The 25357-nt window shown below is 65.2% G+C and carries 28 protein-coding genes; 24 read left to right on the top strand and 4 right to left on the bottom strand.

Annotated elements, in window-relative coordinates; all coding sequences use genetic code 11:
• The first annotated feature begins 19 nt into the window (after positions 1 to 19).
• On the top strand, positions 20 to 2434 hold the full coding sequence (locus QTI04_RS21730; RefSeq protein ID WP_286617546.1) for a hypothetical protein: 2415 nt from the start codon (positions 20 to 22) through the stop codon (positions 2432 to 2434).
• The gene (locus QTI04_RS21735; RefSeq protein WP_286617547.1) at positions 2391 to 3284 is read left to right on the top strand and encodes a hypothetical protein; all 894 of its coding nucleotides are present in this window, start codon (positions 2391 to 2393) and stop codon (positions 3282 to 3284) included. The genes QTI04_RS21730 and QTI04_RS21735 overlap by 44 nt, the downstream gene beginning before the upstream one ends.
• On the opposite strand, the gene mnmC is transcribed toward QTI04_RS21735, so the two are convergent.
• Complete coding sequence (gene mnmC / locus QTI04_RS21740; protein ID WP_286617548.1) at positions 3260 to 5149, bottom strand: FAD-dependent 5-carboxymethylaminomethyl-2-thiouridine(34) oxidoreductase MnmC; 1890 nt, start codon at positions 5147 to 5149, stop codon at positions 3260 to 3262. The genes QTI04_RS21735 and mnmC overlap by 25 nt on opposite strands.
• Positions 5150 to 5164: 15 nt before the next feature.
• On the bottom strand, positions 5165 to 5437 hold the full coding sequence (locus QTI04_RS21745; protein WP_286570053.1) for an oxidative damage protection protein: 273 nt from the start codon (positions 5435 to 5437) through the stop codon (positions 5165 to 5167).
• A 127-nt stretch (positions 5438 to 5564) separates the two neighbouring features.
• Here QTI04_RS21745 and QTI04_RS21750 point away from each other — a divergent pair, with 127 nt between their 5' ends.
• From QTI04_RS21750 to QTI04_RS21820, 15 genes are all read left to right on the top strand, one after another.
• Positions 5565 to 6587 (top strand): sulfate ABC transporter substrate-binding protein, encoded by a 1023-nt coding sequence (locus QTI04_RS21750; RefSeq protein ID WP_286598276.1) that lies wholly within the window; start codon positions 5565 to 5567, stop codon positions 6585 to 6587.
• Between the two features lie 13 nt (positions 6588 to 6600).
• The gene (ssuE, locus tag QTI04_RS21755) at positions 6601 to 7185 is read left to right on the top strand and encodes an NADPH-dependent FMN reductase (protein ID WP_286617549.1); all 585 of its coding nucleotides are present in this window, start codon (positions 6601 to 6603) and stop codon (positions 7183 to 7185) included.
• Positions 7186 to 7273: 88 nt separating this feature from the next.
• Positions 7274 to 7414, top strand: a complete 141-nt coding sequence (locus QTI04_RS21760; RefSeq protein ID WP_286598279.1) for a hypothetical protein — start codon at positions 7274 to 7276, stop codon at positions 7412 to 7414.
• Positions 7415 to 7442: 28 nt separating this feature from the next.
• Positions 7443 to 8399, top strand: coding sequence for a sulfonate ABC transporter substrate-binding protein (locus QTI04_RS21765; RefSeq protein ID WP_286617550.1), 957 nt, complete (start codon positions 7443 to 7445; stop codon positions 8397 to 8399).
• A gap of 13 nt (positions 8400 to 8412) precedes the next feature.
• Positions 8413 to 9444 carry a sulfonate ABC transporter substrate-binding protein gene (locus QTI04_RS21770; protein ID WP_286617551.1) on the top strand — a complete coding sequence of 344 codons (1032 nt, stop codon included), beginning with the start codon at positions 8413 to 8415 and terminating at the stop codon, positions 9442 to 9444.
• 12 nt (positions 9445 to 9456) lie between these two features.
• A complete protein-coding gene (gene ssuD / locus QTI04_RS21775) occupies positions 9457 to 10626 on the top strand; it encodes an FMNH2-dependent alkanesulfonate monooxygenase (protein WP_286617552.1) in 1170 nt (389 codons plus the stop codon).
• A 27-nt stretch (positions 10627 to 10653) separates the two neighbouring features.
• Positions 10654 to 11487 (top strand): aliphatic sulfonate ABC transporter permease SsuC, encoded by an 834-nt coding sequence (gene ssuC, locus QTI04_RS21780; RefSeq protein ID WP_286598284.1) that lies wholly within the window; start codon positions 10654 to 10656, stop codon positions 11485 to 11487.
• A gap of 13 nt (positions 11488 to 11500) precedes the next feature.
• Positions 11501 to 12466 (top strand): aliphatic sulfonate ABC transporter substrate-binding protein, encoded by a 966-nt coding sequence (locus tag QTI04_RS21785; RefSeq protein WP_286617553.1) that lies wholly within the window; start codon positions 11501 to 11503, stop codon positions 12464 to 12466.
• A 5-nt stretch (positions 12467 to 12471) separates the two neighbouring features.
• Positions 12472 to 13296, top strand: coding sequence for an ATP-binding cassette domain-containing protein (locus tag QTI04_RS21790; protein WP_286617554.1), 825 nt, complete (start codon positions 12472 to 12474; stop codon positions 13294 to 13296).
• A gap of 44 nt (positions 13297 to 13340) precedes the next feature.
• Positions 13341 to 13556, top strand: a complete 216-nt coding sequence (locus QTI04_RS21795; protein ID WP_028250350.1) for a molybdopterin-binding protein — start codon at positions 13341 to 13343, stop codon at positions 13554 to 13556.
• Positions 13557 to 13563: 7 nt separating this feature from the next.
• Entirely contained in the window at positions 13564 to 14607 is a 1044-nt protein-coding gene (locus QTI04_RS21800) for a methionine ABC transporter ATP-binding protein (protein ID WP_286617555.1), read from the top strand.
• A complete protein-coding gene (locus QTI04_RS21805; RefSeq protein WP_286617556.1) occupies positions 14600 to 15265 on the top strand; it encodes a methionine ABC transporter permease in 666 nt (221 codons plus the stop codon). The genes QTI04_RS21800 and QTI04_RS21805 overlap by 8 nt, the downstream gene beginning before the upstream one ends.
• A gap of 55 nt (positions 15266 to 15320) precedes the next feature.
• A complete protein-coding gene (locus QTI04_RS21810; RefSeq protein WP_286598290.1) occupies positions 15321 to 16127 on the top strand; it encodes a MetQ/NlpA family ABC transporter substrate-binding protein in 807 nt (268 codons plus the stop codon).
• Between the two features lie 96 nt (positions 16128 to 16223).
• The gene (gene epsC / locus QTI04_RS21815) at positions 16224 to 17138 is read left to right on the top strand and encodes a serine O-acetyltransferase EpsC (protein WP_286617557.1); all 915 of its coding nucleotides are present in this window, start codon (positions 16224 to 16226) and stop codon (positions 17136 to 17138) included.
• Positions 17139 to 17182: 44 nt separating this feature from the next.
• Entirely contained in the window at positions 17183 to 17734 is a 552-nt protein-coding gene (locus QTI04_RS21820) for an NADPH-dependent FMN reductase (protein ID WP_286598294.1), read from the top strand.
• A 36-nt stretch (positions 17735 to 17770) separates the two neighbouring features.
• Here the strand turns inward: QTI04_RS21820 and QTI04_RS21825 are convergent, their stop codons facing one another.
• The gene (locus QTI04_RS21825) at positions 17771 to 18418 is read right to left on the bottom strand and encodes an FMN-dependent NADH-azoreductase (RefSeq protein WP_286598295.1); all 648 of its coding nucleotides are present in this window, start codon (positions 18416 to 18418) and stop codon (positions 17771 to 17773) included.
• Between the two features lie 125 nt (positions 18419 to 18543).
• On the opposite strand from QTI04_RS21825, the gene QTI04_RS21830 reads away from it, so the two are divergent.
• The 7 genes from QTI04_RS21830 (at position 18544) to QTI04_RS21860 (ending at position 24599) form a co-directional block, all read left to right on the top strand.
• On the top strand, positions 18544 to 19461 hold the full coding sequence (locus QTI04_RS21830; protein WP_286598296.1) for a LysR family transcriptional regulator: 918 nt from the start codon (positions 18544 to 18546) through the stop codon (positions 19459 to 19461).
• 152 nt (positions 19462 to 19613) lie between these two features.
• A complete protein-coding gene (locus QTI04_RS21835; RefSeq protein ID WP_286617558.1) occupies positions 19614 to 20192 on the top strand; it encodes an alpha/beta hydrolase in 579 nt (192 codons plus the stop codon).
• A complete protein-coding gene (locus QTI04_RS21840; RefSeq protein WP_286598300.1) occupies positions 20189 to 21190 on the top strand; it encodes a sulfate ABC transporter substrate-binding protein in 1002 nt (333 codons plus the stop codon). Before QTI04_RS21835 ends, QTI04_RS21840 begins: the two co-directional genes overlap by 4 nt.
• Positions 21191 to 22084 carry a sulfate ABC transporter permease subunit CysT gene (gene cysT, locus QTI04_RS21845; RefSeq protein ID WP_286598301.1) on the top strand — a complete coding sequence of 298 codons (894 nt, stop codon included), beginning with the start codon at positions 21191 to 21193 and terminating at the stop codon, positions 22082 to 22084.
• The gene (gene cysW, locus QTI04_RS21850; RefSeq protein WP_286617559.1) at positions 22081 to 22980 is read left to right on the top strand and encodes a sulfate ABC transporter permease subunit CysW; all 900 of its coding nucleotides are present in this window, start codon (positions 22081 to 22083) and stop codon (positions 22978 to 22980) included. The genes cysT and cysW overlap by 4 nt, the downstream gene beginning before the upstream one ends.
• A gap of 12 nt (positions 22981 to 22992) precedes the next feature.
• A complete protein-coding gene (locus QTI04_RS21855) occupies positions 22993 to 24084 on the top strand; it encodes a sulfate/molybdate ABC transporter ATP-binding protein (protein WP_286598304.1) in 1092 nt (363 codons plus the stop codon).
• Positions 24069 to 24599: a disulfide bond formation protein B gene (locus QTI04_RS21860; RefSeq protein WP_286598305.1), complete on the top strand. Its 531-nt coding sequence runs from the start codon at positions 24069 to 24071 to the stop codon at positions 24597 to 24599. Before QTI04_RS21855 ends, QTI04_RS21860 begins: the two co-directional genes overlap by 16 nt.
• On the opposite strand, the gene QTI04_RS21865 is transcribed toward QTI04_RS21860, so the two are convergent.
• Positions 24569 to 25261, bottom strand: a complete 693-nt coding sequence (locus QTI04_RS21865) for a mobilization protein (RefSeq protein ID WP_286598307.1) — start codon at positions 25259 to 25261, stop codon at positions 24569 to 24571. The genes QTI04_RS21860 and QTI04_RS21865 overlap by 31 nt on opposite strands.
• Positions 25262 to 25357: the final 96 nt, after the last annotated feature.

Consider the following 25357-nt stretch of genomic DNA (forward strand, 5'->3'; position numbering starts at 1 on the left):
GCGAGACCTGGAGAGGCTGATGGACAAGGAATCGAAATCTGGGTCCGGAGGGTTTCCCAACAACGGCATCGTCGCCATCGTTCTGCTCGCCGCGGGTGTTCTCTTCGTGCGTGAGTCGCCATTGCAGACCACCCGTCTTCCGGTCAATGAGCCGCGCCTGGAGCAGCATTACTCGAAACAGGACGTCGATGCGCGCCTGTGGCAGGACCCCTTCGGCGCAGTCGCCAAGTATCGCTCCGAACTTCGCAAGAACAATCTCGAAAAGCTCAGGAAAGAAGACGTTCACCGCACGGCCGGTGACTTGGCGAAGGAAGTGGCGGCCATGGTCGCGAAGGCGCCCGACAAGCAGCCGCAGATCCTGGCCGTCATGCTGGCAGGCGGGCCTTATTCGGAGAACGTCGAGAGCCGCAGGCGCGGGCGCTACGCCGTGCTGGCCGCGCTCAACGCGAGCCGCCTGTCGCCGGTGGATACGGAGCATCTGGGCTATTTCATGCCGGCACCCTCGGGCGGCGATGCGGCTCTGGAGCCGGTTCCTTACGAATGGTTCGAGCCGGCGACCGATGTCCAGGTCCGGGAGTTGTCCAGAAGCGGTCTGCAGTCCCCGGTGCTGGTCATGTGGCTGCAGACCGAGGCGTTTGCGGACTCCCCGCTGAAGCGGATGGCGGAGTTCGCGGAACCTTTCATCAAGGCCGGGGCGAACTGGCGCGTGCTGGGACCCAATGGATCGGACGGCCTGAAAGCGATGATGGACGAGGCTGGCGCGCCGGGCTTCGAGGGCGGGCCGATCCACGCGGCCATGCGCTTCTATTCGCTCTATGCGACCGTGCCCGACGCGGTGCTGCTCGAAAACCGGAAGGACGAGCAGGAACGCAAGGGCGGCATCTCGAAGTTTCTCGAGGACCGCAATGTCGCCCTGGTGCGGACCATCGGCGATGACGGGCGCCTGGCCGACGGGCTGATCGAGGAATTGCGACTTCGCGGCCTGAAGCCACGCAAGTTGCTCAAGGGTTCCGGCGACGAAGCCCAGCGCTACCAGGAAGCCTGCAGGACGCGCAGCGACGACGATGCGCCGAGCGAGGTCGCCGTTGTCGCCGAGTGGGACACGCTCTATGGCCGCAGTCTGCGGCGCGAGTTCAGGGCGAAGAAGGACGAAGCCGGTTTCTGTGTCGAGCGCTTCGACTACGTGCGGGGCCTGGATGGCCAGTTGCCAGCCGCGGGCGACGGTGCTTCGGCTTCGGGGAGCGCAGCAAAGCCGGGCCCAGGTGACAAGGACGCTGGCCGCCGCAAGGACGGCACCTTCGTCGAGGTGGCCGAAGGGCAAGGGCAATTCGACTACCTGCGCCGGCTGGCGGTGCAGATGCACATTCGGGACGAGCAGGTGCGCAAGACCAGTGCCGACGGCCAGGGATTCCGTGCCATCGGCGTGCTGGGCAACGACATGCACGACAAGCTGTTGGTGATGCAGGCGCTGCGGCCGGAGTTTCCTGACGTCATCTTCTTCACCACCGACATGGATGCGCGCCTGCTGCACCCGCGCGAGCAGGCGTGGACGCGCAACCTGATCGTTGCATCCAACTTCGGATTGCGCCTGACCGATTCTCTGCAAGGCGGCGCGCCCCCGTTCCGTGACAGCTACCAGGTCTCGGCCTTCCTTTCGACGCGCCTGGCGATGGACGACGCGCGTCGTGCGCTGCAATTGGAAAAGGGTGCGGGCGACGCCATGGAGCCCTTGTCGCAAGCCACGGTCCGCAAGTGGTTCAAGGAACCGCGCATCTTCGAGATCGGTCGCACCGAGGCTTTCGATTTCAAGGGCCAATGGCCCAAGGGCATCGACAAGGACAACTGCCGCGGGCTCGCTTGGGCGCAGTGCGACGACATCCATCCCGCCGGTTCGCCTCTTTACCCCGCACCGGGCGTTGCAGTCATGTTCCTGATCTTCAGCGTGCTGATGCTCGCGATCTGGATGCCGCCTCTGGTCGTCAGCCGTGGTGCGAAAGCCCGCCTTTCGGACTTCGTGACGGACGACGAGGATTTGCGTGCACGCCGGGTGCGATGGGTGCGGCTGGCGCTGCTCGTGATCGTCGTGCAGATTGCCTTGCCGCTGGGAATGGCCTTGGGCTGGGAGTCGTTCGCGGAATGGCTCACCCGAGGCGGCAAGCCGCTGGTCGCGATCGAGGGCATCAGTCTCTGGCCCACCGAAGCACTCCGCGTCTTCACGCTGCTGCTGTGCTTCTACCTGCTCTTGAGGGGGGTGGCTGATGTTGACCTACAACCTGGAGGAGATTGGCAGGGACTTCGAAGCCGACGTTGCTCACGCGGACATGATCGCGCGGCAGGAAAAGGCCGACCGCAAGCAGAGCCGATGGTGGAAGCTCGTACAGATGTTTTCGATGCGCTTCATTCCTCCACTGCATCGCCAGCGCCGCACGGGTGACGACCACGGCATGACGCCCGAGGCCATCGATTTCTGGGGCCGCCACATCGTGCAGAACAGGCTGGTGGCACGGCTGGTTCGCACCGGTTCGTGCGTCGTGCTCGCCACGGTCTTCAGCGGCTTGCTCATCGTTGCGGTCAGCGAAACGCGCTTCGTGCCACAGCGGGGCGACCTGTCGTTCGCGGTGCATGAATTGCTGCGCCTTCCGGCACTGGTGATGATGTTCTTCCTGGTGTTCTTCGTTGTGGATGCGACGGTGCTGTGTGTGCGATTCGTGCGAGGGCTGCTGCGCCTGCGCCGCCTGCACGAGGTCGCCGCCAACTGGCCGGAGCCGACATTGAAGAAGTTCGAAGACGAGATGGGCATCCCGCGGGCCTATCTCGAAAACTGGATCGACCTGCAGTTCGTCGCACGGCGGACCCACACCGTGACCCTGCTCATCTACTACCCGTTCGTGGTGATCTCGCTGTGGCTGCTGTCGCGTAGCGCCGTCTTCGATCGCTGGACGATGTCCGTCAGCACCGTGGGACCCGCTGCCGTGGGCGCCGCCGTGGCACTGGGTTGCGCGGTGGCGTTGCGGCTCGCCGCCGAGGATTCGCGTGCACACGCGCTGGAGCAGGTCAGGAATGCCGTGTCGTGTGCCAGCGCCAAGGTGGCGCCGGACGGCGGGACACCGCAGCCGTCGCCTTCCGTCGACCAGCTCAAGCTGCTACAGGGACGCATCGAGAACCTTCGAGAGGGAGCCTTCGCGCCGTTCTGGCAACAACCGTTGCTCAAGGCTGTGTTGCTGCCGTTCGCGACGCTGGGCGGCACCACGGTGCTTGACTACATGGCGCTGGCCAACCTCTGAGACGTCTCCTTTTCGGGCCAGGCGCGCCGCGCATCCAGCGCTTGCGCGAGCTTCGCGGGCAACGGCAGCGGTTCCCGGTGCCAGTGGGCCGCCAGCAGTTCGGCGCACAGCACGGCAAAGCTGAGTCCGCGCGAACCCAAGGCGGTGCAGAGCCAGATGCCGTCTGCCGAGTCGGGAGATAGCGGGCCGACCAGTGGGCGGCGGTCGCCCGAGGCGCAGCGTATGCCGGCCCATGCGTGTGTTTCGCCGTGAGCGAAGGCAAGGGCCAACTTCGCCGCCGCGTCGGGGTGAAGCCGCGCCAGGCGCTCGCGATTGAACTCGGTGTCGGAGGCCCGCGGCGTGACATCGCTGCTGTCGCGGTCGAAGGTGGCGCCGGCGAGCCATAGCTTGCCTTCGGCGGCCGGTACGCCGGCAATGAGGTGACCATTGCCATTGAGGGGTGTGGCCGGCAGTCGAGCGTCCTCGGGCATGCAGCCCCATTCGACCTGGCCGCGCACGGCCTGCAGCGGGAATTCGGGCGCGAGCGCATGGCTTTCAATACCGCCCGCGATGACGATTCGATCGGCTTCCGCGAGCAGTGCGCCGTCCGCGTCGCGCACTCCCCAGCGTGCGACCGAGCCATCGATGCGCTCGATGTGGGCCGCACGGCATCGCGCCCTGACGCGAATGCCGGGCAGCGCGAGCCAGGCCTCGATCAGTCGCGACGGCCGCACCCAGGCGCCGCGCGCATGCCAGAGCGCGACTGCGTCCGGCGAAAGACCTGCTTCGGCAAGCTGCGTCGGGCTAGCGTGCCATGACTCGTTGGGCCCATCGGCGGTCCAGCGTTCCGGCAAGCGGTCGTCGCCAGCGGCGCGTCGTTCGAGCACGCCGCTGGCACGCCAGTCGTCGCCTTCCGCCAGCAATTGCTCCAACTGCTGCCATGTCGCACGGATGCCTGCGCGCGTCAGCCGGGAAAGCAGGGCGTCGTCGGGCGATATGTGCGGCGCCAGCATGCCCACCGGCAAGCCCGAAGCACCAGCTGCGGGGCGATCGGCTGCTTCGAGCACTTCCACTTCCCAGCCGCGCCGCGCGAGACTTGCCGCAACAGCCCCGCCGGCCAACCCCGCGCCGATGACCGCGCACCGTCCAGCCAGCGCTGCGGGCGAGGGCGCAGGACCACGCCGGCGAACCTGCCACGTGGGCTCGAACACGCTCTGCAGGCAATCGCGCTTCGGCGGCAGTCCCGGCGCCTTTTCCACCTGGAAGCCGTTTTGAGCGAGCGCGTCGCACACGGCGCGCGCAATCGTCCATGTCGCGACGCGCGTCCCGCGCCGGGCAAAGCGCGACACGGCCTTCAGCGTCTCCGCCGACCACATCGCCGGATTGCGTTGCGGGCTGAACCCGTCAAGAAAGATGCTGTCCGCCTCGAAGCGCTGCGCGCGCAGCATGGCCTGCACATCGCCGATGCAGAGGGTGAGCAGCACCCGCCCTTCGTCGAGGCAGAGCCGATGAAAGCCCGGCAGCAGCCCGTGCCATTGCGCCGCGAGGCTTTCCGCCAGTCCCAGCAGATCGGCATGTCCGGCTGCCGCGCGCAGCAAATCTTCGCGCGAGACCGGGAATGCCTCGATCGAAACAAAATGCAGCAGCCGCGGACGCTGCGGGTCGGCACGCCACGCCTGCCAGGTTGTCAGGAAATTGAGGCCAAAACCGAAGCCGGTTTCGAGAATCCGCCATTGCGGCTGTCCGGCCCAGGCACCAGGAAGCCCGCAGCCCCCCAAAAAGACGTGCCTGGCCTGTGCCGGGGCGCCGGTTTCCGTGTGATAGATGTCATCGAACCGCGCGCTGCGCGGAATCCCGTCCGCACGCCAGTCGACCGGCTCGGCCATGCGGAGGGCTGGAGCTCAGTTAGTGGGGGGAACGTAACCCTGCGCGACATCGGCGCCGTCGCCGAAGAAATGCTTTTCCATCTGGCGCGCCAGATACTGACGCGCACGCGCATCGGCCAGATTCAGGCGGTTTTCATTGACCAGCATGGTCTGTTGCTTGAGCCAGGCGGCCCACGCTTCCTTGCTGACGTTTTCCCACAGGCGTTTGCCCAGTTCGCCCGGATAGGGCGGGAAGTCGAGACCTTCGGCCTCTTTGCCGAGCTTGATGCACTGAACCATGCGTGCCATTGGGATGCCTTTGTGGGTGTCTTAGTTGATTTCGCTATTTAGAACTGAGAACTCAGTCGTTCCCGTTTCCATATGCCGTATCCAGAATACGTGGCTTCAGCTTTATGCCATTTGTGAGCACAAGACCATGAGCCTTCGCCGCGACTTTATCAAGCTTTCCCTCGGCGCCGCCGCAGCAGCCAGCATCGCCCTGACGTCATTGCCGTCGTTCGCGCAGGGCGTGACCCTGCTCAACGTGTCGTACGACCCGACGCGTGAGCTCTACGTCGACTACAACCAGGCCTTCGCCAAATACTGGAAGGGCAAGACCGGCCAGGACGTGACGATCAAGCAGTCGCACGGCGGCTCCGGCAAGCAGGCGCGCTCCATCATCGATGGCATCGACGCCGACGTCGCGACGCTGGCCCTGGCCGGCGACACCGATGCGCTCGTCACGCACGGCGGCCTGGTCAAGCCCGACTGGCAGAAGCGACTGCCGCTCAACTCGGCACCCTATACCTCGACCATCGTATTCCTCGTGAAGAAGGGCAATCCCAAGGGCCTGAAGGACTGGGACGACCTGGTGAAGCCCGGCGTCCAGGTCATCACGCCCAATCCCAAGACCTCCGGCGGTGCCCGCTGGAACTACCTGGCCGCATGGGAATTCGCCAAGCGCAAGTACGGCGGAGACGACAAGGCCAAGGAGTTCGTCGGCAAGCTCTACAAGAACGTGCCCGTCCTCGACACCGGTGCGCGCGGCTCGACCATTACCTTCGTCCAGCGTGGCGTGGGCGATGTGCTGCTGGCGTGGGAGAACGAAGCCTTCCTCGCATTGAAGGAATTCGGCCCGGACAAGTTCGACATCGTCGTGCCCTCGATCAGCATCCTGGCCGAACCCACGGTGACCGTGGTCGACAAGGTCGTCGACAAGAAGGGCACACGTGCCGTCGCCGAGGAATACCTGAAGTACCTGTACTCCGACGAAGGCCAGGACATCGCGGGTCGCAACTACTACCGACCGACTTCCGAGAAGGCCAAGGCGAAGTACGACAAGCAGTTCCCGAAGCTGACGCTGTTCACGATCGACCAGGCCTTCGGTGGATGGACGAAGGCCGACAAGGCGCACTTCGCGGATGGCGGTTCGTTCGACCAGATCTACACGAACAAGTGACGCGCGCCTGGCCATGACTGTTCTTCTGATTGCCGGCAGCCCCTCCGCGCCTTCGCGCTCCGCAGTTCTGCTCGACGCGGTGGCGGCGCGGCTCTCCGAGCGCAACGTGCCTGTAGAACGTCTCGCAATCCGCGAACTCGCCGCACATGCGTTGCTGATGGGCGAGGCCTCGCATCCGTCGGTGCAACTGGCGGTGGAGCAGGTGCGGCGTGCCGATGTGATCGTGGTTGCGACGCCGGTCTACAAGGCGGCGTACAGCGGCGTGCTCAAGGTGTTCCTCGACCTGCTGCCGCAGTCGGCGCTCAAGGGCAAGACAGTGCTGCCGCTGGCCACTGGCGGCAGTCCGCATCACATGCTGGCGCTGGACTATGCGCTGCGGCCCGTGCTGCAGTCGCTCGCGGCGCGGCACATCCTGCCGGGCGTGTATGCGACCGACGGCCAGGTCACGCTGCAGCCCGAAGGCGCCTACCAGTTGCAGGCGGACCTGTCGCAGCGGCTGGACGATGCGGTCGAGACGCTGGCGAGCGAAGGGCTCAAGCTGCCCCCGACCTGGGGCTTCGAGTCCGTGGCCTTCGAACAGGTGCGATGTAGCGTCTGACGGCGCTCTCCACTTTTTCGTCCCCCCATACCGTTTCGATTTCTTCGCCGCAACGCGGCGCGGGATCGGCGTTGCCTGAAAGAAAACCATGCCACCCGTTCTCACCGACAACTTCCAACCGCCGCGCCGTCCTCGGCGGGTGCTGGCCGATCTCGCGATCGGCGTGCTGGTGGTGGTCGCGCTCGCGCTCATCACCAGTTTCATCGCGGCCACTTCGGCCCCCCTGTGAAGTCATCCATCGATACGGAAGCACGCACATGACACAGCATTCATCGACACGCCGGCAACTGATCCAGGGCGCCGCTGCGGCCATCGCGCTGCCTCCGTTTTCCGCCTTCGCACAGACGCCGGCGCGCCAGTTGCGCATCGGCAACCAGAAGGGCAACCTGAACCTGCTCAAGGGTAGGGGCGCGCTGGAAAAGCGCCTGGCGCCGCTGGGCGTGTCTATCAAGTGGACGGAGTTCACCGCAGGGCCGGTGCAGCTCGAAGCGCTCAATGTCGGCTCGATCGACTTCGGCGACGTCGGCGAAGCGCCGCCGATCTTCGCGCAGGCGGCCGGCGCGCCGTTGGCCTACGTCGGTGCGACGGTGCCGCGTCCGCATTCCGAGGCGGTGCTGATTCCCAAGGGCTCGACGATCCAGTCGGTGGCTGACCTGAAAGGGAAGAAGGTAGCGCTCAACAAGGGCAGCAATGTTCACTACTTCCTCGTCAAGCTGCTCGAAAAACATGGGCTGAGCTACGGCGACGTGAACGTCGTCTTCCTGCCGCCGGCCGATGCGCGCGCCGCCTTCGAAAAGGGATCGATCGACGCGTGGGTCATCTGGGACCCCTTCCTCGCCTCGGCGGAGAAAACACTCGACGCCAAAGTGCTGGCCGACGCCGCGGGCGTGGTCGGCAACCGCGCCTATTACTTCTCGTCGCTGGACTATGCGCAGAAGAACCCGGACGTGATCAAGATCCTCATCGAGGAGCTCGACAAGGTCGACCAGTGGGCGCAGTCCAACCAGGGCGCGTTCGCAACCGAACTTTCGGCGATCTGGGGCATTCCCAAGCCCGTGGTGGACATCACGGTGGGGCGCACGAAGTTCGGCACGACACCGATCACCAAGGCGATCCTGGGCGAGCAGCAGCAGATCGCTGACACCTTCTTCGCGCTCGGATTGATCCCGCGGAAGATCCGCGTGCTCGATGCGGCCGCGGGCAACCTCGCCTGAACGGGCGACCACCATGACCGTGTCGCATACGAAGGCGTCCACCGCGCGCCGCCGCCTGCTTCAGTTGCTCGCACTCTCCGCTGGGAGTTGGGGACTGGGCGCCCCCGTAGCGCTGGCACAGCCGGCCGCTGCGTCGTCCCAGGCATCCGAGCCTTTGCAGCAGTTGAGGATCGGCTACCAGAAGGCCGCGGCCAACCTCGTGATCGCCAAGCAGTCGGGCTGGCTCGAAAAGCGCTTTCCGCAAACAAAGATCGCGTGGATCGAGTTCCCCGCAGGGCCGCAACTGCTCGAAGCCCTGGCGGTCGGCAGTCTGGAATTCGGGCTCACCGGCGACTCGCCGCCCGTCTTCGCCCAGGCGGCCGCCAAGGATCTCGTCTACGTCGGTGCCGAGCCGCCGAAGCCCGACAGCTCTGCCGTGTTGGTGCTGAAGGATTCGCCGCTCAAGACGCTCGCAGATCTCAAGGGCCGCAAGGTGGCGCTGCAGAAGGGATCGAGCGCGCACTACCTGCTTGTGCGGGCGGTCGAGAAGGCCGGCCTGCAATGGGGCGACATTCAGCCTGTCTACCTGACGCCCGCCGATGCGCGTGCCGCCTTCGAGCGAGGGAGTGTCGATGCCTGGGCGATCTGGGACCCGTTCTACGCGGCGACGGAGCTCGCGATCCAGCCACGCGCTCTGACGACGGGCCGAGGGCTCTCCGGCAACAGCTCGTTCTACCTGGCATCGCGAGCGCTCGCCGAGCGGCATCCCGCCGTCATTGCGGCGCTGTTCGAGGAACTGACGCGCGCGGACCGCCTGGTCCAGCAAGACCGCCCGGCCGCCATCCGCCTGATCGCCGATTTCAGCGGGCTCGATGCCGGCATCGTCAGTCTCTTTCTCCAGCGGCGGCCGCCTTCGCCTGTCGGTCCGATCCAGCTTGCGACGGTGGCGGACCAGCAACGGGTCGCGGATGCCTTTCACAAGCTGGGGCTGATTCCGAAGCCTGTGGAGATCGCCCGCATCGTCTGGCGGCCGGACAACGGCCGCATTGCGGCCGCCAAACCCTGAGAGCACATGATCATGAACATCCTCTGGTTCCTCCCCACGCATGGCGACAGCCGCTACCTAGGCTCCACCGAAGGCGCGCGCACGGTCGACCTGGCCTACCTGCAGCAGATCGCCGGTGCGGCCGACAAGCTCGGCTATGAAGGCGTGCTGATTCCCACCGGTCGCTCGTGCGAAGACCCCTGGGTGATCGCGTCGAGCCTGATCGGCGCGACCTCGCGGCTCAAGTTCCTTGTCGCAGTGAGGCCGGGTCTGCATCAGCCGAGCCTTGCTGCACGCATGGCGGCGACCTTCGACCGGCTCTCCGGCGGAAGAGTGCTGGTGAACCTCGTGACCGGTGGCGACCAGGCCGAGCTCGAAGGCGATGGCGTGTACCTCGACCATGCCGCGCGCTATGAGCAGTCCGCCGAGTTCATCCGCATCTGGCGCGAGATCATCGCGCGCAGCCATGACGGACAGAGCTTCGACTATGAAGGCAAGCACTTGAGCGTGAAGGGCGCGAAGCTTCTGTTTCCGCCGACGCAGAAACCGTATCCGCCGGTGTGGTTCGGTGGATCGTCCGCTGCTGCGCATGAATTGGCAGCCGAGCAGGTCGATGCCTACCTCACCTGGGGCGAGCCGCCGGCCGAAGTGGCGAAGAAGATTGCCGACGTGCGCGAGCGCGCCGCTCGCCGGGGTCGCACCGTGAAGTTCGGCATCCGGCTGCACGTCATCGTGCGCGAGACCGAAGACGAAGCGTGGCGCGCCGCCGAATCGCTGATCAGCCGCGTGGACGACGAGACGGTGATTCGCGCGCAAGCCGCCTTCGCACGCATGGACTCCGAAGGCCAGCGCCGCATGGCCGCGCTGCATGCGGGTGGCGCCAAGCGGACGCGTGCGGACCTGGAAATCAGTCCGAACCTGTGGGCCGGCGTGGGCCTGGTGCGCGGCGGCGCAGGCACGGCGCTGGTGGGCGATCCGAAGACAGTCGCAGCACGCATCGAGGAGTACGCGGCGCTGGGCATCGACAACTTCATCTTCTCGGGCTATCCGCATCTGGAGGAGGCGTATCGCTTTGCCGAACTGGTGTTCCCACTGTTGCCGCGCAGGCAGAGGGCAGGTCTGCCGGGTGAAGCGCTCACGGGCCCGTTCGGCGAGGTCGTCGCCAACCTGGATGCGCCATCGCGCCTTCTCTCGCAAAGCTGATCGCGAATGCGATTCAAAGGATTTTCAATGACTGAAGAAGTGCAGACCCTGCCATCCGCCGCACCTTCGCTGAACGCCGTCAAGGCCTTCGGCATCGGTGTCGCCAAGCGCCTCGTGCCCTGGCTGGTCCCGGTAGGCCTGATCGTGGTGTGGCAGATCGCCTCGTCACAGGGCTGGCTCTCGACCCGTGTGCTGCCGGCGCCTATCGACGTGGTAAAGGCTGCATGGACGCTCGCCGCGTCGGGCGAACTGTGGACGCACGTGAAGGTGAGCGCAGGGCGCGCGCTGGCCGGACTCGCGATCGGCGGCGGTCTCGGGCTCGCGCTGGGCCTGCTGACGGGCTCGGTCAAGTTCTTCGAGACGCTGCTCGACTCCAGCATCCAGATGGTTCGCAACATCCCGGCGCTGGCGCTGATCCCGCTCGTGATCCTGTGGTTCGGCATCGACGAATCGGCCAAGCTGTTCCTGATCTCGGTGTCGGTGTTCTTTCCGATCTACCTCAACACCTTCCACGGCATCCGCAACGTCGATCCGCAACTCATCGAGATGGGCCGCACCTATGGGCTCTCGCGCTGGCAGCTGTACAAGGAAGTGATTCTTCCGGGCGCGATGTCGTCGATCCTCGTCGGCCTGCGCTTCTCGCTGGGGCTGATGTGGGTGATCCTGATCGTGGCTGAGACCATCTCCGCGCAATCCGGCATCGGCTACCTCACGATGAATGCGCGCGAGTTCCTGCAGACCGACATCGTGCTGGTCGGCATCCTGCTCTACGCGTTGCTCGGCAAGCTGGCCGATCTTTTTGCGCGGGGACTGGAGCGCTGGTGGCTGCGTTGGCATCCAGGCTATCAAGTCTCGAAGTGACGGAGCAACAAAGATGACTCACACACTCTCCCTCACCCGTCGCGGTGCGCTGGGCGCGCTGGCATCGGTCGCAGGCGGCTTGGCCTTCGCGCAGAACAACGCGCCGTCGACCGTGCGCATCGGCTACCAGAAGTCCTCGACGCTGATCGTGGTGCTGAAGACGCAGGGCACGCTCGAACGTCAACTGGCGCCGCTGGGCGTGAAGATCGGTTGGCACGAGTTCACCAGCGGATTGCCGCTGCTGGAGGCGCTCAATCTCGACAACCTCGACTTCAGTGCCGACGTGGCCGACACCGTGCCGGTGTTTGCCCAGGCCGCCGGTGCCAAGCTGACCTTCGTTGCGCAAGAGGCGCCTTCGCCATCGGCGCAAGCCATCGTGGTTCGCGCTGATTCGCCCCTCCGCTCGGTCGCGGATCTCAAGGGCCGCAAGGTCGGCTTCGCCAAGGCCGCCGGCGTGCACTACCTGTTGATCGCCGCACTCGACAAGGCGGGCCTCACCTTCAAGGACATCGAGCCCGCCTACCTCACCCCGGCCGATGGCCGAGCCGCCTTCGAGCGCGGTGCGATCGACGCGTGGGTGGTGTGGGATCCATTCCTCTCCGCGGCGCAGCGCCAATCCAGCGTGCGTGTGCTGGCGGACGGAACGGGCATCGCGTCGTACCAGCGCTACTACCTGGCGGGCACGCCTTTCGCGCAGTCCCGGCCGGATGTGCTGCGCGTGCTTTACGGCGAGCTGCAAAAGGCGGGCGCGTGGGTCAAGCAGAAGCCCAAGGATGCCGCCGCGCTGCTCGCGCCCGTGTGGGGACTGGATGCCGCGACGGTCGAGCAAGCCAATGCGCGTCGCAGCTATGAAGTGCGCCCGGTCGTGGCTGGCGGACTCGGCGAGCAGCAACGCATTGCCGACGCCTTCTTCGCCGAGAAGCTGCTGCCCAGAAAAATCGATGCGCTCGACGTAGCGCTGTTCACCCCGGGAGCCTGAAGACCATGAGCGCCATCCTCCAGCAAAGCAACGAAGAGGGACCGGGCGGTGTCCGCCTCGATATTCGCGGCCTGTCCAAGTCCTACGGCGAACGCGAGGTGCTGCGCAACACACAGCTCTCGATCGAGCCTGGTCAGTTCATCGCCATCGTGGGTCGCAGCGGTTGCGGCAAGAGCACCTTGCTGCGGCTGATCGCAGGTCTCGAAGAGGCTTCCGACGGCGCGCTTTACACCGACGGCAAGGCCATCGACGGTCTGCATGACGACACGCGGATCATGTTTCAGGAGGCGCGCCTGCTGCCGTGGCGACGCGTGTTCGACAACGTGACGCTGGGCCTGCCCTCGGAGAGTCGCCCGCGTGGCGAGGAAGTGCTGGCGCAGGTCGGACTCGCGGAGCGAGCGGGCGAATGGCCGGCGCGATTGTCGGGCGGACAGCGGCAGCGCGTGTCGCTGGCACGGGCGCTGGTGCATCACCCGCGATTGCTGCTGCTCGACGAGCCGCTCGGCGCGCTCGACGCGCTCACGCGGATCGAGATGCACCGGCTGATCGAGAGGCTCTGGCAGCGCCATCGCTTCACCGCGCTGCTGGTCACGCACGACGTGCAGGAGGCCGTGGCGCTGGCCGACCGCGTGATCCTGATCGAGGACGGCCGCATCGCATTGGACGAAACCATCTCGCTGGCACGGCCGCGCTCGCAGGGAGATCCGGCTTTCGCGGCCATCGAGAAGCGCATCCTCGACCGCGTGTTGCAGAAGCCTGAGAACCCGGAACCCGCGAACGACACTCGCTGGGCCGATGGGCCGGCACACGTTCTTCGCTGGGCGGTGTGAGAGCCACCGATTACTGACCGTTCTTTTCAACCAAGGAGTTTTCCATGTCCATCCAAGCCATCAACGTCCGCAACCAGTTCAAGGGCAAGGTGCGCGAAATCATCCGCGGCGACGTCGTCTCCGAAGTCGACGTCGAGACCGCATGGGGCATCGTGACCTCGGTCATCACCACGCGCTCGGTCGACGAGCTGCAGCTCAAGCCCGGGTCCGACGTGGTTGCATTGGTGAAGTCGACCGAGGTGTCGATCGCCAAGCTTTAAAATGGGGATGATCCAACTCTCAGATATTCACCAGATTTACGACGGCCCGAGCGGGCCGGTCGAAGCCCTCAAGGGCATCGATCTCAAGGTGGCGCCGGGCGAAGTGTTCGGCGTGATCGGGCGCAGCGGGGCGGGCAAGAGCTCGCTGGTGCGCACCATCAATCTTCTCAACCGGCCCGTGCGCGGGAGCGTCCGCGTCGATGGGCGCGAGCTCACTGCGCTGGACGACGCCGAGCTGCGTACCGCGCGCCAGGGCATCGGCATGATCTTCCAGCACTTCAATCTGCTGGCTTCGCGCACCGTCTACGACAACGTGGCCTTGCCGCTCGAACTCGCGGGCCTGCGCCCGTCGGACATCCAGGCCCGCGTCGAGCCCTTGCTGGAACTGGTGGGCCTCACCGGCTTGCGCGACCGTTACCCTGCGCAGATCAGCGGCGGCCAGAAGCAGCGCGTGGGTATCGCGCGTGCGCTGGCGAACCGGCCGAAGGTGCTGTTGTCGGATGAGGCCACCTCGGCGCTCGACCCCGAGACCACGCGTTCGATTCTCGCGCTGCTGCAGCAGATCAACCGCGAGTTCGGCCTGACCATCGTGCTCATCACGCACGAGATGCAGGTCATCAAGCAGCTCGCGCAGCAGGTCGCCGTGATCGACCATGGCCGCATCGTGGAGCAGGGCGCCGTGCTCGATGTCTTCACGCGCCCCCAACATGAAACCACGCGCAGCCTGCTCGACGACATCGCACCGCAGGCTCTTCCTGAAAGCGTGCTGGCGAGGATCCGCGCCTTGATGCTCGACGGCGGTAGCGAGGCGCCGCAGCTGTTGCGCCTGGCTTTCGCGGGCGACGATGCGGCCGACCAGCCGCTGCTGTCGCAGGTGATCCGCCGTTTCGGCGTTGACCTGTCGATCGTGCATGGTCAGGTCGACGAAATCCAGGGGCGGCCTTTCGGCTCTCTGGCCGTGCTCGCACGCGGCGCGGGTGAATCGGTGGCAGCGGCCGTCGCGTATCTGCGCGGCGCCGGCGTGGTGGTGCAGGAGGTGGCGCATGTTTGACGTCTTCACCGGCCCCATGCTGGAACTCTTCGCGACCTCGCTGTGGGAAACCATCGTGATGGTCGGCATCTCGGGCCTGATCGGCGCGGCAGTGGGTGTGCCGCTCGGCGTGTACCTGCATCTCACGGATGCGGGCGGCGTGCTGGAGAATCGGCCAGCCAATCGCATCGTCGGCGCCATCGTCAACGCGGTGCGCTCCACGCCTTTCATCATCCTGCTTGTGGCGATCATTCCGCTCACGCGCCTGTTGACGGGCTCATCGATCGGCACGGCCGCAGCGGTGGTGCCCCTGAGCATCGCGGCAGCGCCTTTCGTGGCGCGGCTGGTCGAGACCTCGCTGCGCGAAGTCGATCGCGGCTTGGTCGAAGCCGCGCAGGCCATGGGCGCGACCACACGCCAGATCGTCTGGAAGGTGCTGCTGCCCGAAGCCTTGCCCGGCATCGTGGCCGGCGTGACGATCTCCTTCGTGAGTCTCACCGGCTATTCGGCGATGGCGGGTGCGATCGGCGGCGGCGGCCTGGGCGACCTCGGCATCCGCTACGGTTACCAGCGCTTCCTGCCCGAGGTGATGCTGGCCGTGGTGATCGTGCTGATCTTCTTCGTGCAGGCGCTGCAGAGCGGTGGCGACTGGCTGGTGCGCAGGCTCAGCCACAAGTAGTTTTTCTCCACAGACCTACAGGTCTTTTTTCTCTCTCCCACAAGGAACACGTTTCATGAGTCAATCCAAACGCAAGCTTCTCCAGTCGGTCGTCGCACTGGCGATCGCGTCGGGCTTTGCGGCCGTGCCGGCCTTCGCGCAGGACAAGCCGATCAAGATCGGCGTCACCGGCGGCCCGCACGCTCAGATCTTCGAGCAGGTCAAGAAGGTCGCCGAGAAGGACGGCCTCAAGATCCAGGTCGTCGAGTTCAGCGACTATGTGCAGCCGAACGCCGCCCTGGCCGCGGGCGATCTCGATGCCAACAGCTACCAGCACAAGCCGTACCTCGACCAGCAGGTCAAGGACCGCAACTACAAGCTCGTGGACGTGGCCTACACGGTCAACTTCCCGATCGGCATCTACTCGAAGAAGGTCAAGAACCTGAAGGACCTGAAGGAGGGCGCGCGCGTCGGCATCCCCAACGACCCGACCAATGGCGGCCGTGTGTTGCTGGTGTTCCAGGACCAGGGCCTGATCAAGCTCAAGCCAGAGGCCGGCCTCAAGGCCACGCCACTCGACGTGATCGAGAACCCGAAGAAGATCAAGTTCGTCGAAGTCGATGCTGCCCAGTTGCCGCGCTCGCTGGACGACTTGGATGCCGCGGGCATCAACACGAACTACGCGCTCTCGGCTGGCCTCAACCCGGGCAAGGACGCGATCGCGAAGGAAGGCGCGAAGAGCCCCTACGTGAACATCCTGGTCGTGCGTGATGCGGACAAGGGCAAGCCCTGGGTCGCCAAGCTGGTGAAGGCCTATCACTCGGACGAAGTGCGCAACTTCATCCAGAACGAGTTCAAGGGCTCGGTGCTCGCGAGCTGGTAAGACTGTGCACGGTAGGGAAACCTGCCGTCCGACCCGGTCGTAGAGGGTTTTGTGCGATGCTGCGCGGTCGAACCCCCACTCACCGGAGGACATCGCATGTCTCAATTCGACGTCAGCGACATCGTCACCGCGCTGCACGCCGCACGCGACGAATGGCGCGATTCGCAGAAGCGCTCGCGCGAGCCCGGCAGCCGCGAATTTCCCTCGCGCGACGCGCTGGCAGGCATCGTGGAGTCGCTGAAGGGCGCGCTCTTTCCGATGCGCCTCGGCCCGCCTGACCTGCGGCACGAAAGCGAGGATTTTTTCGTCGGCTATACGCTGGATTCGGCACTGCAGTCCCTATGGGTGCAAGCCTCCCTCGAACTTCGCTACACGGCGCGCCATCAGCCGCGCGCTGCCGAGGAGATCGATGCGCAGGCCACTGCCGCGGTGCGTGAATTCGCGGCCGCGCTGCCGGGCATCCGGCGCCTCCTCGATGGCGATGTGCTCGCGGCTTTCCAGGGAGACCCGGCGGCACGCAGCGTCGATGAAGTGCTGCTGTGCTATCCCGGCATCCTCGCGATGATTCACCATCGCCTGGCACATCGGCTCTACGGGCTCGGGCTGCCGCTGCTGGCACGCATCACGGCCGAACTGGCGCACAGTCAGACCGGCATCGACATCCATCCGGGGGCACAGATCGATGCCGGGTTCTTCATCGATCACGGCACGGGCGTCGTGATCGGCGAGACCGCGGTGATCGGCAAGCGCGTGCGCATCTACCAGGCCGTGACGCTGGGCGCGAAGCGTTTTCCCACCGACGTCGAAGGCAATCTGCAGAAGGGCCAGGCCCGCCATCCTGTGGTGCAGGACGACGTGGTGATTTATGCCGGCGCGACCATCCTCGGCCGCGTCACGCTGGGCAAGGGCGCGACGATTGGCGGCAACGTGTGGATCACCGACGACGTGCCGCCGGGCGCGAGCGTGTCCCAGGCCAGCCTGCAGAACGCGCCACTGCGTCGGACGACATGATCGAGCTTTGCTAGCCTCTCCAACCCCGCTTCCAAGGAGTTTCCATGAGCCAGACCAAGATTGCTGTCGTCATCGGCAGCCTGCGCAAGGATTCGTTCAATCGCAAGCTCGCACTCGCGATTGCGCATCTCGCTCCCAAGGATTTCACTTTCGAGCATGTGCGCATCGACGACCTGCCGCTCTATGACCAGGACCAGGACGGCAACCAGGCGCCGCCGGTCAAGCGTCTCAAGACGGAGATCGCGGCCGCCGATGGCCTGCTGTTCGTCACGCCCGAGTACAACCGCTCGATTCCGGGCGTGCTCAAGAACGCGCTCGACAATGCATCGCGGCCTTACGGCCAGAGCGCATGGGCAGGCAAGCCGGCGGGCGTGGTGGGGATTTCGGTTGGCGCCGTGGGCACCGCGGTAGCGCAGCAGCATCTGCGCACCATCCTGGCCTACCTCGATGTGCCGACGCTGGGCCAGCCGGAGGTCTTCCTTCAGAACAAGGAAGGGCTGTTCGACGACAAGGGGCATGTCGCCGAAGGCAGCAAGCAGTTCCTGCAGGGTTGGGTGGACAAATACGTGGCCTGGGTCAAGAGCCACAAGGGGTGAGCCCTCGCCGGAATCGGCAAAGGCTCACCTGGAGGGTCAGGCTGCCAGGATGGCTTGATCCTGGTTCGCTGCCTGGCCGATGGCTGCGGCGATGTCGGCACGGGCCGAGCCGATCGCAGCGGCCTTAGGCGCATCGCCCATCGCCACGCCTTCGGCGCGCACAAAGCGCACGTCGGTCACGCCGAAGAAGCCGAAGACCACCTTCAAGTAGCTCTCCTGGTGTTCCATCGCCTGACCGCCTTCGCTGGTCGAGTAGATGCCGCCGCGGGTCGACGCGACGATCAGGGTCTTGCCGGTAGCCAGGCCGACCGGGCCCTTGTCGGTGTACGTGAAGGTGCGGCCGGCTTGTGCGAGACGGTCGATCCAGGCCTTGAGCTGGGTCGGCACCGTGAAGTTGTAGAGCGGGGCGCCGACAACGATCACGTCCGCGGCCAGGAACTGGCTCACCAGGCGTTCGGAGACTTCGTTTTCGCGACGCTGGGCTTCGGTCGGCTCGGCTTGCACGCCGACCTTGATGCCGAGGGCGTCGGCATTGAAGTGATTGGGGGTGTCCACCGCGAGGTCGAGGTATTCGACGGTCGTGTTGGGGTGGCTCTTGCGCCATTCGGCCACCACTTCGGCGGTGAGCTGGCGGGAAACGGAGTTGGTTCCCAGGACGCTGGAATCGACGTGCAGCAGTTTCATGATCAACTTTCTTGAAAAGTGCCGGCACTAATCGGTCGGCATGGGAAGAATTCTATTTTTGTAGCGATTCTTTGATAAGTCGGCAAAAATGGCCTAATTCGTTCCATGAATAGGACAATGAGGCGATGCAAGACCTGAACGACATGGTGTTTTTCGCCGAGGTGGCTGAGCGAGGCGGCTTTGCCGCGGCCAGTCGGGCCTTGGGTATCCCGAAATCACGACTCTCGCGGCGCGTGGCCGAACTGGAGGCCGAACTCGGGGTGCAACTGATGCAGCGCAGCACCCGGCGCTTGTCTCTGACACCCGCCGGCGAGATTTACTTGCGGCATTGCGCCGCGATGCGCGATGCGGCGCAGGCGGCGGCCGAAGCGGTCGCGCAGGTGCAGACCGAACCGAGCGGCACGGTGCGCCTGAGTTGCCCCGTGACGTTGGCGCAAAGCAGTGTCGGCCCGCTCATGCCACGGTTCATGGCGCGCTATCCGGCAGTGCGCGTCGAGATGCGCGTACTGAACCGGCCGGTCGATCCGGTCGAGGAGGGCGTGGATCTCGCGCTGCGCGTGCGGCCCGAGATCGAGGACAGCGCCACACTGGTTGCAAAGACCTTTGGCATCAGCCGGGGAATCCTGGTCGGCAATCCCGAACAGCTGCAGCGCCAGGGGCCGGTGCTCGTACCGGCGGACCTGCACAAGATCGACACAGTGGCGATGTCCACGGGCGACGGCCGGGCCAACTGGCGGCTGGAAGGCCCGGCGGGCAAGGTGATCGTGCATACCCACACGCCGCGCTATATCGCCGACGACCTGCTGACGCTCAAGTTCGCGGTCGTTCAGGGGACTGGCGCTTCGGTGCTCCCCGACTACATGTGCCGCAGCGAACTCAAATCCGGAGTGCTGGTGGAGGTGCTGCCGGGCTGGGGGCCCGCACCGGGCATCACCCACGTCATGTTTCCGGCCCGCCGCGCGCTGGTACCGGCGGTGAGGCGTCTGATCGACTTTCTGGTGGAAAACCTGGACAGCGATGAGCCTCACGACCTTGCCGGCTGAGTCCTTATGCGAAAAACACCATATTCAAACAAGTAGATATTCGTTTGTCATTGAAGCAATGCTTTGGAGAATCGCCGGTCCCCCTCCTATCCAAAAGCGACCATGGCGACCCTGCGATTCGGCGACATCGCCCCCAACTTCATCCTTCCCGCGTGACACGACCGACCATCGTCATCGTGCCGGGCTGGCGCGACTCTGGTCCGGGTCATTGGCAAAGCCTGTGGGCCGAGCGGATACAGGGTGCGGTGCGCGTGGAGCAGGACGACTGGATCACGCCGGTTCGCGCGGCGTGGGTCGCCTCGCTCGAAAAGCTGGTGCTCGAAAGCCCAGGCCCCGTGGTGATCGCCGCCCACAGTCTGGGTTGCATCGCGACCACGCACCTGTCCGAAGCCGCTGCGGCGCGCATCAGTGGCGCACTGCTGGTGGCGCCGGCCGACCCTGAACGCCGTGCCGTCCTGACCGATTTCGCACCCGTGCCCTATGCGAAGCTGCCGTACCGGAGCATCGTCGTGGCGAGCAGCAACGACCCCTATTGCCCCGTGCGCCTGGCCGGCGCGTATGCCCGCGCCTGGGGAAGCGAATTCGTTCGGATGCAGAATGCCGGCCACATCAACATCGATTCCGGGCATGGCGACTGGCCTCTGGGCCTGGCACTGCTCCAATCCTTGACGGACGAGCCGACCACACTCCTGGACGGCCGTCGCAATTTCGAACCTTTGGCAACTCTATGACTTCCAGAATCAAGACGATCCTCGGCGCTTTGGTGCTCGCTGCCAGCAGCGCCGCTTCGGCCCAGACCAGCCTCCTCAACGTCTCCTACGACGTGGCACGCGAGTTCTACAAGGACTACAACGCCGCTTTCGTGGCCCACTACAAGAAGACCACGGGCAAGGACGTCAAAATCGACCAGTCGCACGCCGGCTCCAGCGCCCAGGCGCGCGCCGTGGCGGACGGCCTGGAAGCCGACGTGGTGACGATGAACACCACCACCGACATCGAATTCCTCGCCAATGCCGGCGTCGTTGCCAAGGATTGGGCCAAGCGCTTTCCGTACAACGCCGCGCCCACCACCTCGACCATGCTGTTCCTGACGCGCAACGGCAACCCGAAGAGCATCAAGGACTGGGACGACCTGATCAAGCCCGGCGTGCAGGTCGTTATCGTCAACCCGAAGACGGGTGGAAACGGGCGCTACGCCTACCTCGCGGCCTGGGGTTACGTGAAGAAGAAGGGCGGCACCGACGCGCAGGCGGCGGAGTTCGTCGGCAAGCTGTTCAAGAACGTGCCGATCCTCGCTCGGGGTGGCCGCGATGCGACGACGGCCTTCTTGCAACGCAACATCGGCGACGTGCTGATCACCTTCGAATCCGAAGTGGTCTCCATCGATCGCGAGTTCGGCGCGGGCAAGGTCGATGCCGTGTACCCGTCGATCAGCATCCTGGCCGAAAACCCGGTCGCGGTGGTCGATCGCACGGTCGCCAAGAAGGGCACCGGCGACCTCGCCAAGGCCTACCTCGACTACCTCTACTCCGATGAAGCGCAGGAGATTGCCGCCAAGCACGCGCTGCGCCCGCGTTCGGAAGCCGTGCTCAAGAAGTTCGCTTCGACCTTCAAGCCGGTGCAGCTCTTCACGGTGCAGGAACTGTTCGGCAGCCTGAGCGAAGCGCAGAAGGTGCACTTCAACGACGGCGGCCAGTTCGACAAGCTCTACACGCCTGGCGCGAAGTAAATGAGCGGTGCCATTTCCACGGCGCTGCCGTCCTCGGCGGCGCCGCTTGCGCGCGCGGGGACCAAAGGTGTGTCCCGGCGCGTGCTTCCGGGCTTTCACCTGACGCTCGGCTACTCGCTGCTGTACCTCAGCCTGATCGTCCTGATCCCCTTGTCGGCGCTGGTCTTCAAGACCTTCACGATGAGCTGGGAGCACTTCTGGGTGGCAGTAACTGCGCCGCGCGTCATGGCGTCCTATCGGCTGACCTTCGGTGCCTCGCTGTTCGCTGCGCTGGTCAACCTCGTGTTCGGCCTGCTCGTCGCGTGGGTGCTGGTGCGCTACAAGTTTCCGGGCAAGCGCATCGTCGATGCGCTGGTGGACCTGCCGTTCGCACTGCCCACCGCGGTGGCCGGCATCTCGCTGACCGCACTGCTCGCCGGCAACGGCTGGGTCGGTCAGTTCCTCGAACCGCTGGGCATCAAGCTGGCCTTCACGCCGGCGGGCGTCGTGATTGCGCTGATCTTCATCGGCCTGCCCTTCGTGGTGCGCACGGTGCAGCCGGTGCTTGAAGATACCGAGAAAGAACTCGAAGAAGCCGCGACAAGCCTCGGCGCGACGCGCCTTCAGACCTTCATGAAGGTGATCCTGCCGTCGATCATGCCGGCGTTGCTGACCGGCTTCGCGATGGCTTTCGCACGTGCGATCGGCGAGTACGGTTCGGTGATCTTCATTGCCGGCAACATGCCGATGATCTCGGAGATCACGCCGCTGATCATCATCGGCAAGCTCGAACAGTACGACTACGCGGGTGCGACGGCCGTGGCGCTGGTGATGCTGGTGATCTCCTTCGTCCTGCTGCTGGTTATCAACGGGCTGCAGGCATGGCAGCGCCGTCGCTCGGGAGCCTCGACATGAGCGCGAACGCCAGGACCATACGCCGAGAAAAGGCGGGGACGACAGAGTCGGCATGGGTGCGCTGGACGCTGATCGGCATCGCGATGGCCTTCATGTTCCTGTTCCTGGTGCTGCCGCTGGCTGCCGTCGCAGCCGAGGCGTTGCGCAAGGGCTTCGGCGCCTACGTCGATGCGTTGAAGGAACCCGATGCGTGGAGCGCCATCCGCCTGACCCTGCTGACGGCGGCGATCGCGGTGCCCATGAACCTCGTCTTCGGCATCGCGGCCGCCTGGGCGATCGCGAAGTTCGAATTCCGCGGCAAAGCCTTTCTCACGACCTTGGTGGATTTGCCCTTCGCGGTGTCGCCGGTGGTGGCGGGCTTGATCTACGTGCTGGTGTTCGGCGCGCAGGGCTGGTTCGGGCCGTGGCTCGCGGCGCATGACATCAAGATCATCTTCGCCGTGCCAGGCATCGTGCTCGCGACCGTGTTCGTGACCTTTCCCTTCATCGCGCGAGAGCTGATTCCGCTGATGCAGGCGCAGGGCACCGAGGAGGAGCAGGCCGCGATCGTGCTAGGCGCGACCGGATGGCAGACCTTCTGGCGCGTGACGCTGCCCAACATCAAGTGGGGGCTGATCTACGGCGTGATCCTCTGCAACGCGCGCGCCATGGGCGAGTTCGGTGCGGTGTCGGTCGTGTCGGGCCATATCCGCGGGCAGACCAACACCATGCCGCTGCATGTGGAAGTGCTTTACAACGAATACCAGTCCGTCGCCGCCTTCGCGGTGGCCTCGCTGCTCGCGATCCTGGCGCTGGTCACGCTCGTCATCAAGTCCTTCGTCGAATGGCGCCACGAGCGCGAGATGAAGGCCATCGCCGACCTGCCGCCCGAACGACCGACAGCCGTCGCGCCCTGAAAGAGAGAAATCATGAGTATCGAAATCCGCAACGTCAGCAAGCAGTTCGGCGACTTCCACGCGCTGCGCGATGTGAGCCTCGACGTCTCGTCGGGTGAGTTGGTCGCGCTGCTCGGCCCTTCGGGCTGCGGCAAGACCACGCTGCTGCGCATCATCGCGGGGCTGGAGACTGCCGACACCGGCAGCATCCTGTTCTCGGGCGAGGACACCACCGACGTGCATGTGCGCGAACGCCAGGTGGGCTTCGTCTTCCAGCACTACGCGCTGTTCCGCCACATGACCGTGTTCGAGAACGTGGCCTTCGGCCTGCGCGTCAAGCCACGCAGCGCGCGGCCGAGCGAGGCGCAGATCAAGTCCAAGGTTCACGACCTGCTCAAGCTGGTCCAACTCGACTGGCTGGCCGACCGCTATCCGTCGCAGTTGTCCGGTGGCCAGCGTCAGCGCATCGCGTTGGCGCGTGCGCTGGCGGTGGAGCCGAAAGTGCTGCTGCTCGACGAGCCTTTCGGCGCTCTCGACGCCAAGGTGCGCAAGGAACTGCGCCGCTGGCTGCGTCGCCTGCATGACGAACTGCACGTGACCAGCATCTTTGTCACGCACGACCAGGAAGAGGCGCTCGAAGTCGCCGACCGCGTGGTGCTGATGAACAGCGGCAAGGTCGAACAGGTCGGATCTCCGCAGGACGTGTGGGACCATCCCGCGAGCCCCTTCGTCTACGGTTTCCTCGGCGACGTGAACCTGTTCCACGGCCGCGCCCACGAGGGCGAAGTGCACGTCGAGGGCATCCGCATCGAGACGCAGGAGAGCGCGTTTGGAGATGGCAAGGCGCTGGCCTATGTGCGTCCGCACGACCTGCACATCGAACGCTACACGGCGGGCGCGACCGGCATCGTCGCGACCTTGAGCCGCGCCATCGTCGTCGGCCCCATCGCGCGGCTGGAACTCGAACCGGTCGAATCGAATCCAGATAATCCGGGCTCCGGAACCATCATCGAAGCGCAACTCCCTGCGCAACAGTTCCGGGACCTGGGCCTGAAGGAAGGCGACACCGTCGTCGCCACGCCGCGCAAGGCCCGGGTGTTCGTTGAAGAATGGGTTTCGCCTTGATCGATTGGTATTTTGGTGCGCCTCGGCGCGCGTTCGCTCTGATATTCGCTGCCTGCGTGGCGATGCTCGCCTTCGGGATGTACTTGCAGCATGTTGTCGGCCTCGAGCCGTGCCCGATGTGCATCGTGCAGCGTTACGCGTTGGTGTTGGTCGCGATCTTCGCGGGCCTCGCGGCTGCCAGCAATCGCAGGGGACTGCAGGTGACCGGATCGCTGCTGGGGCTCATCATGGCCGTCGGCGGCGCCTACACCGCCGCGCGCCAGAGTTGGCTGCAATGGCACCCGCCGGAAGTCGTGTCCTGCGGACGCGACATCTACGGAATGATCGAGACTTTCCCGCTGCAGCGCGCCCTGCCGATGATTTTCCGCGGCGCCGGCGATTGCTCTCAGATCGACTGGACCTTCCTCGGGCTGTCGATCGCGAACTGGTCCTTCATAGCCTTCACCGTGTTCGCGGTGTTGTTGCTGGCTTTGCTGTTCCGTCGTCAGAGCGGAAGCGTGTCGAAGGCCGCGTAGGCGGTTGCGAGCCAGGTCTTCACGCGCTGGCGTTCCAGCAGTCCCAGCGCGTGCGGTCCTTCGCGGTCGTTGACCGCCTTCCAGAAACTCGTGTTGCGCGCATCGATCTTGCGCATGCTGGCGTCGTGCAGCCGGGGCAGGGCAATCACGCGAGCGCCGTTCGCCGTCGCCTTGCTGAGCGACTGCGATCCGAGCAGCAGACCGAAGTCGCTTCCTCGGCCGTAGTTCTGCACGACGATGTAGTTCGGTCGATCGCCGAAGGTGTCGATCAGCACGCCCAGCAGGTCGCTCGAATCCTTGCCGTCGTCGAGCACGTGCCAGAAGTTGACCGCCACGCCGAGTTCGGCGAACACGTCGAACAGGTCGGACTCCTTGATCCAGCGCGACAGCGGCGCCAGCGTCTGCGCCGCCAGGTCGACGATCACGCTTTGCTGCGGATTGGTTTCGAAACCGTTCACGACCGTGTCGAGGCCCTCGAAGCTGTCCACCACCACCGGCGAGGCGAAGCCTTCATAGAAGCGGGTGAAGGAACTGTGCGAGCGATCGGTGTCGAAGCCGACGAAGGGCCGGCTGTGATCGATGAAATACTGCGCCAGAACCCGTGCCGTGACCGACTTGCCGACACCGCCCTTTTCGCCGCCGATGAAATTGATGGAGCTCATGAGGTTCCTGGGTGAATGGGTTGGAATGTGCGAATCATTCTAGGGGCCGAGTTATAGGAGACAGCGCTCGTTGCGCACTTTGCCCATTAAAATATG

This window comes from Variovorax sp. J22R115, from assembly GCF_030317005.1.
Lineage (GTDB): Bacteria > Pseudomonadota > Gammaproteobacteria > Burkholderiales > Burkholderiaceae_C > Variovorax.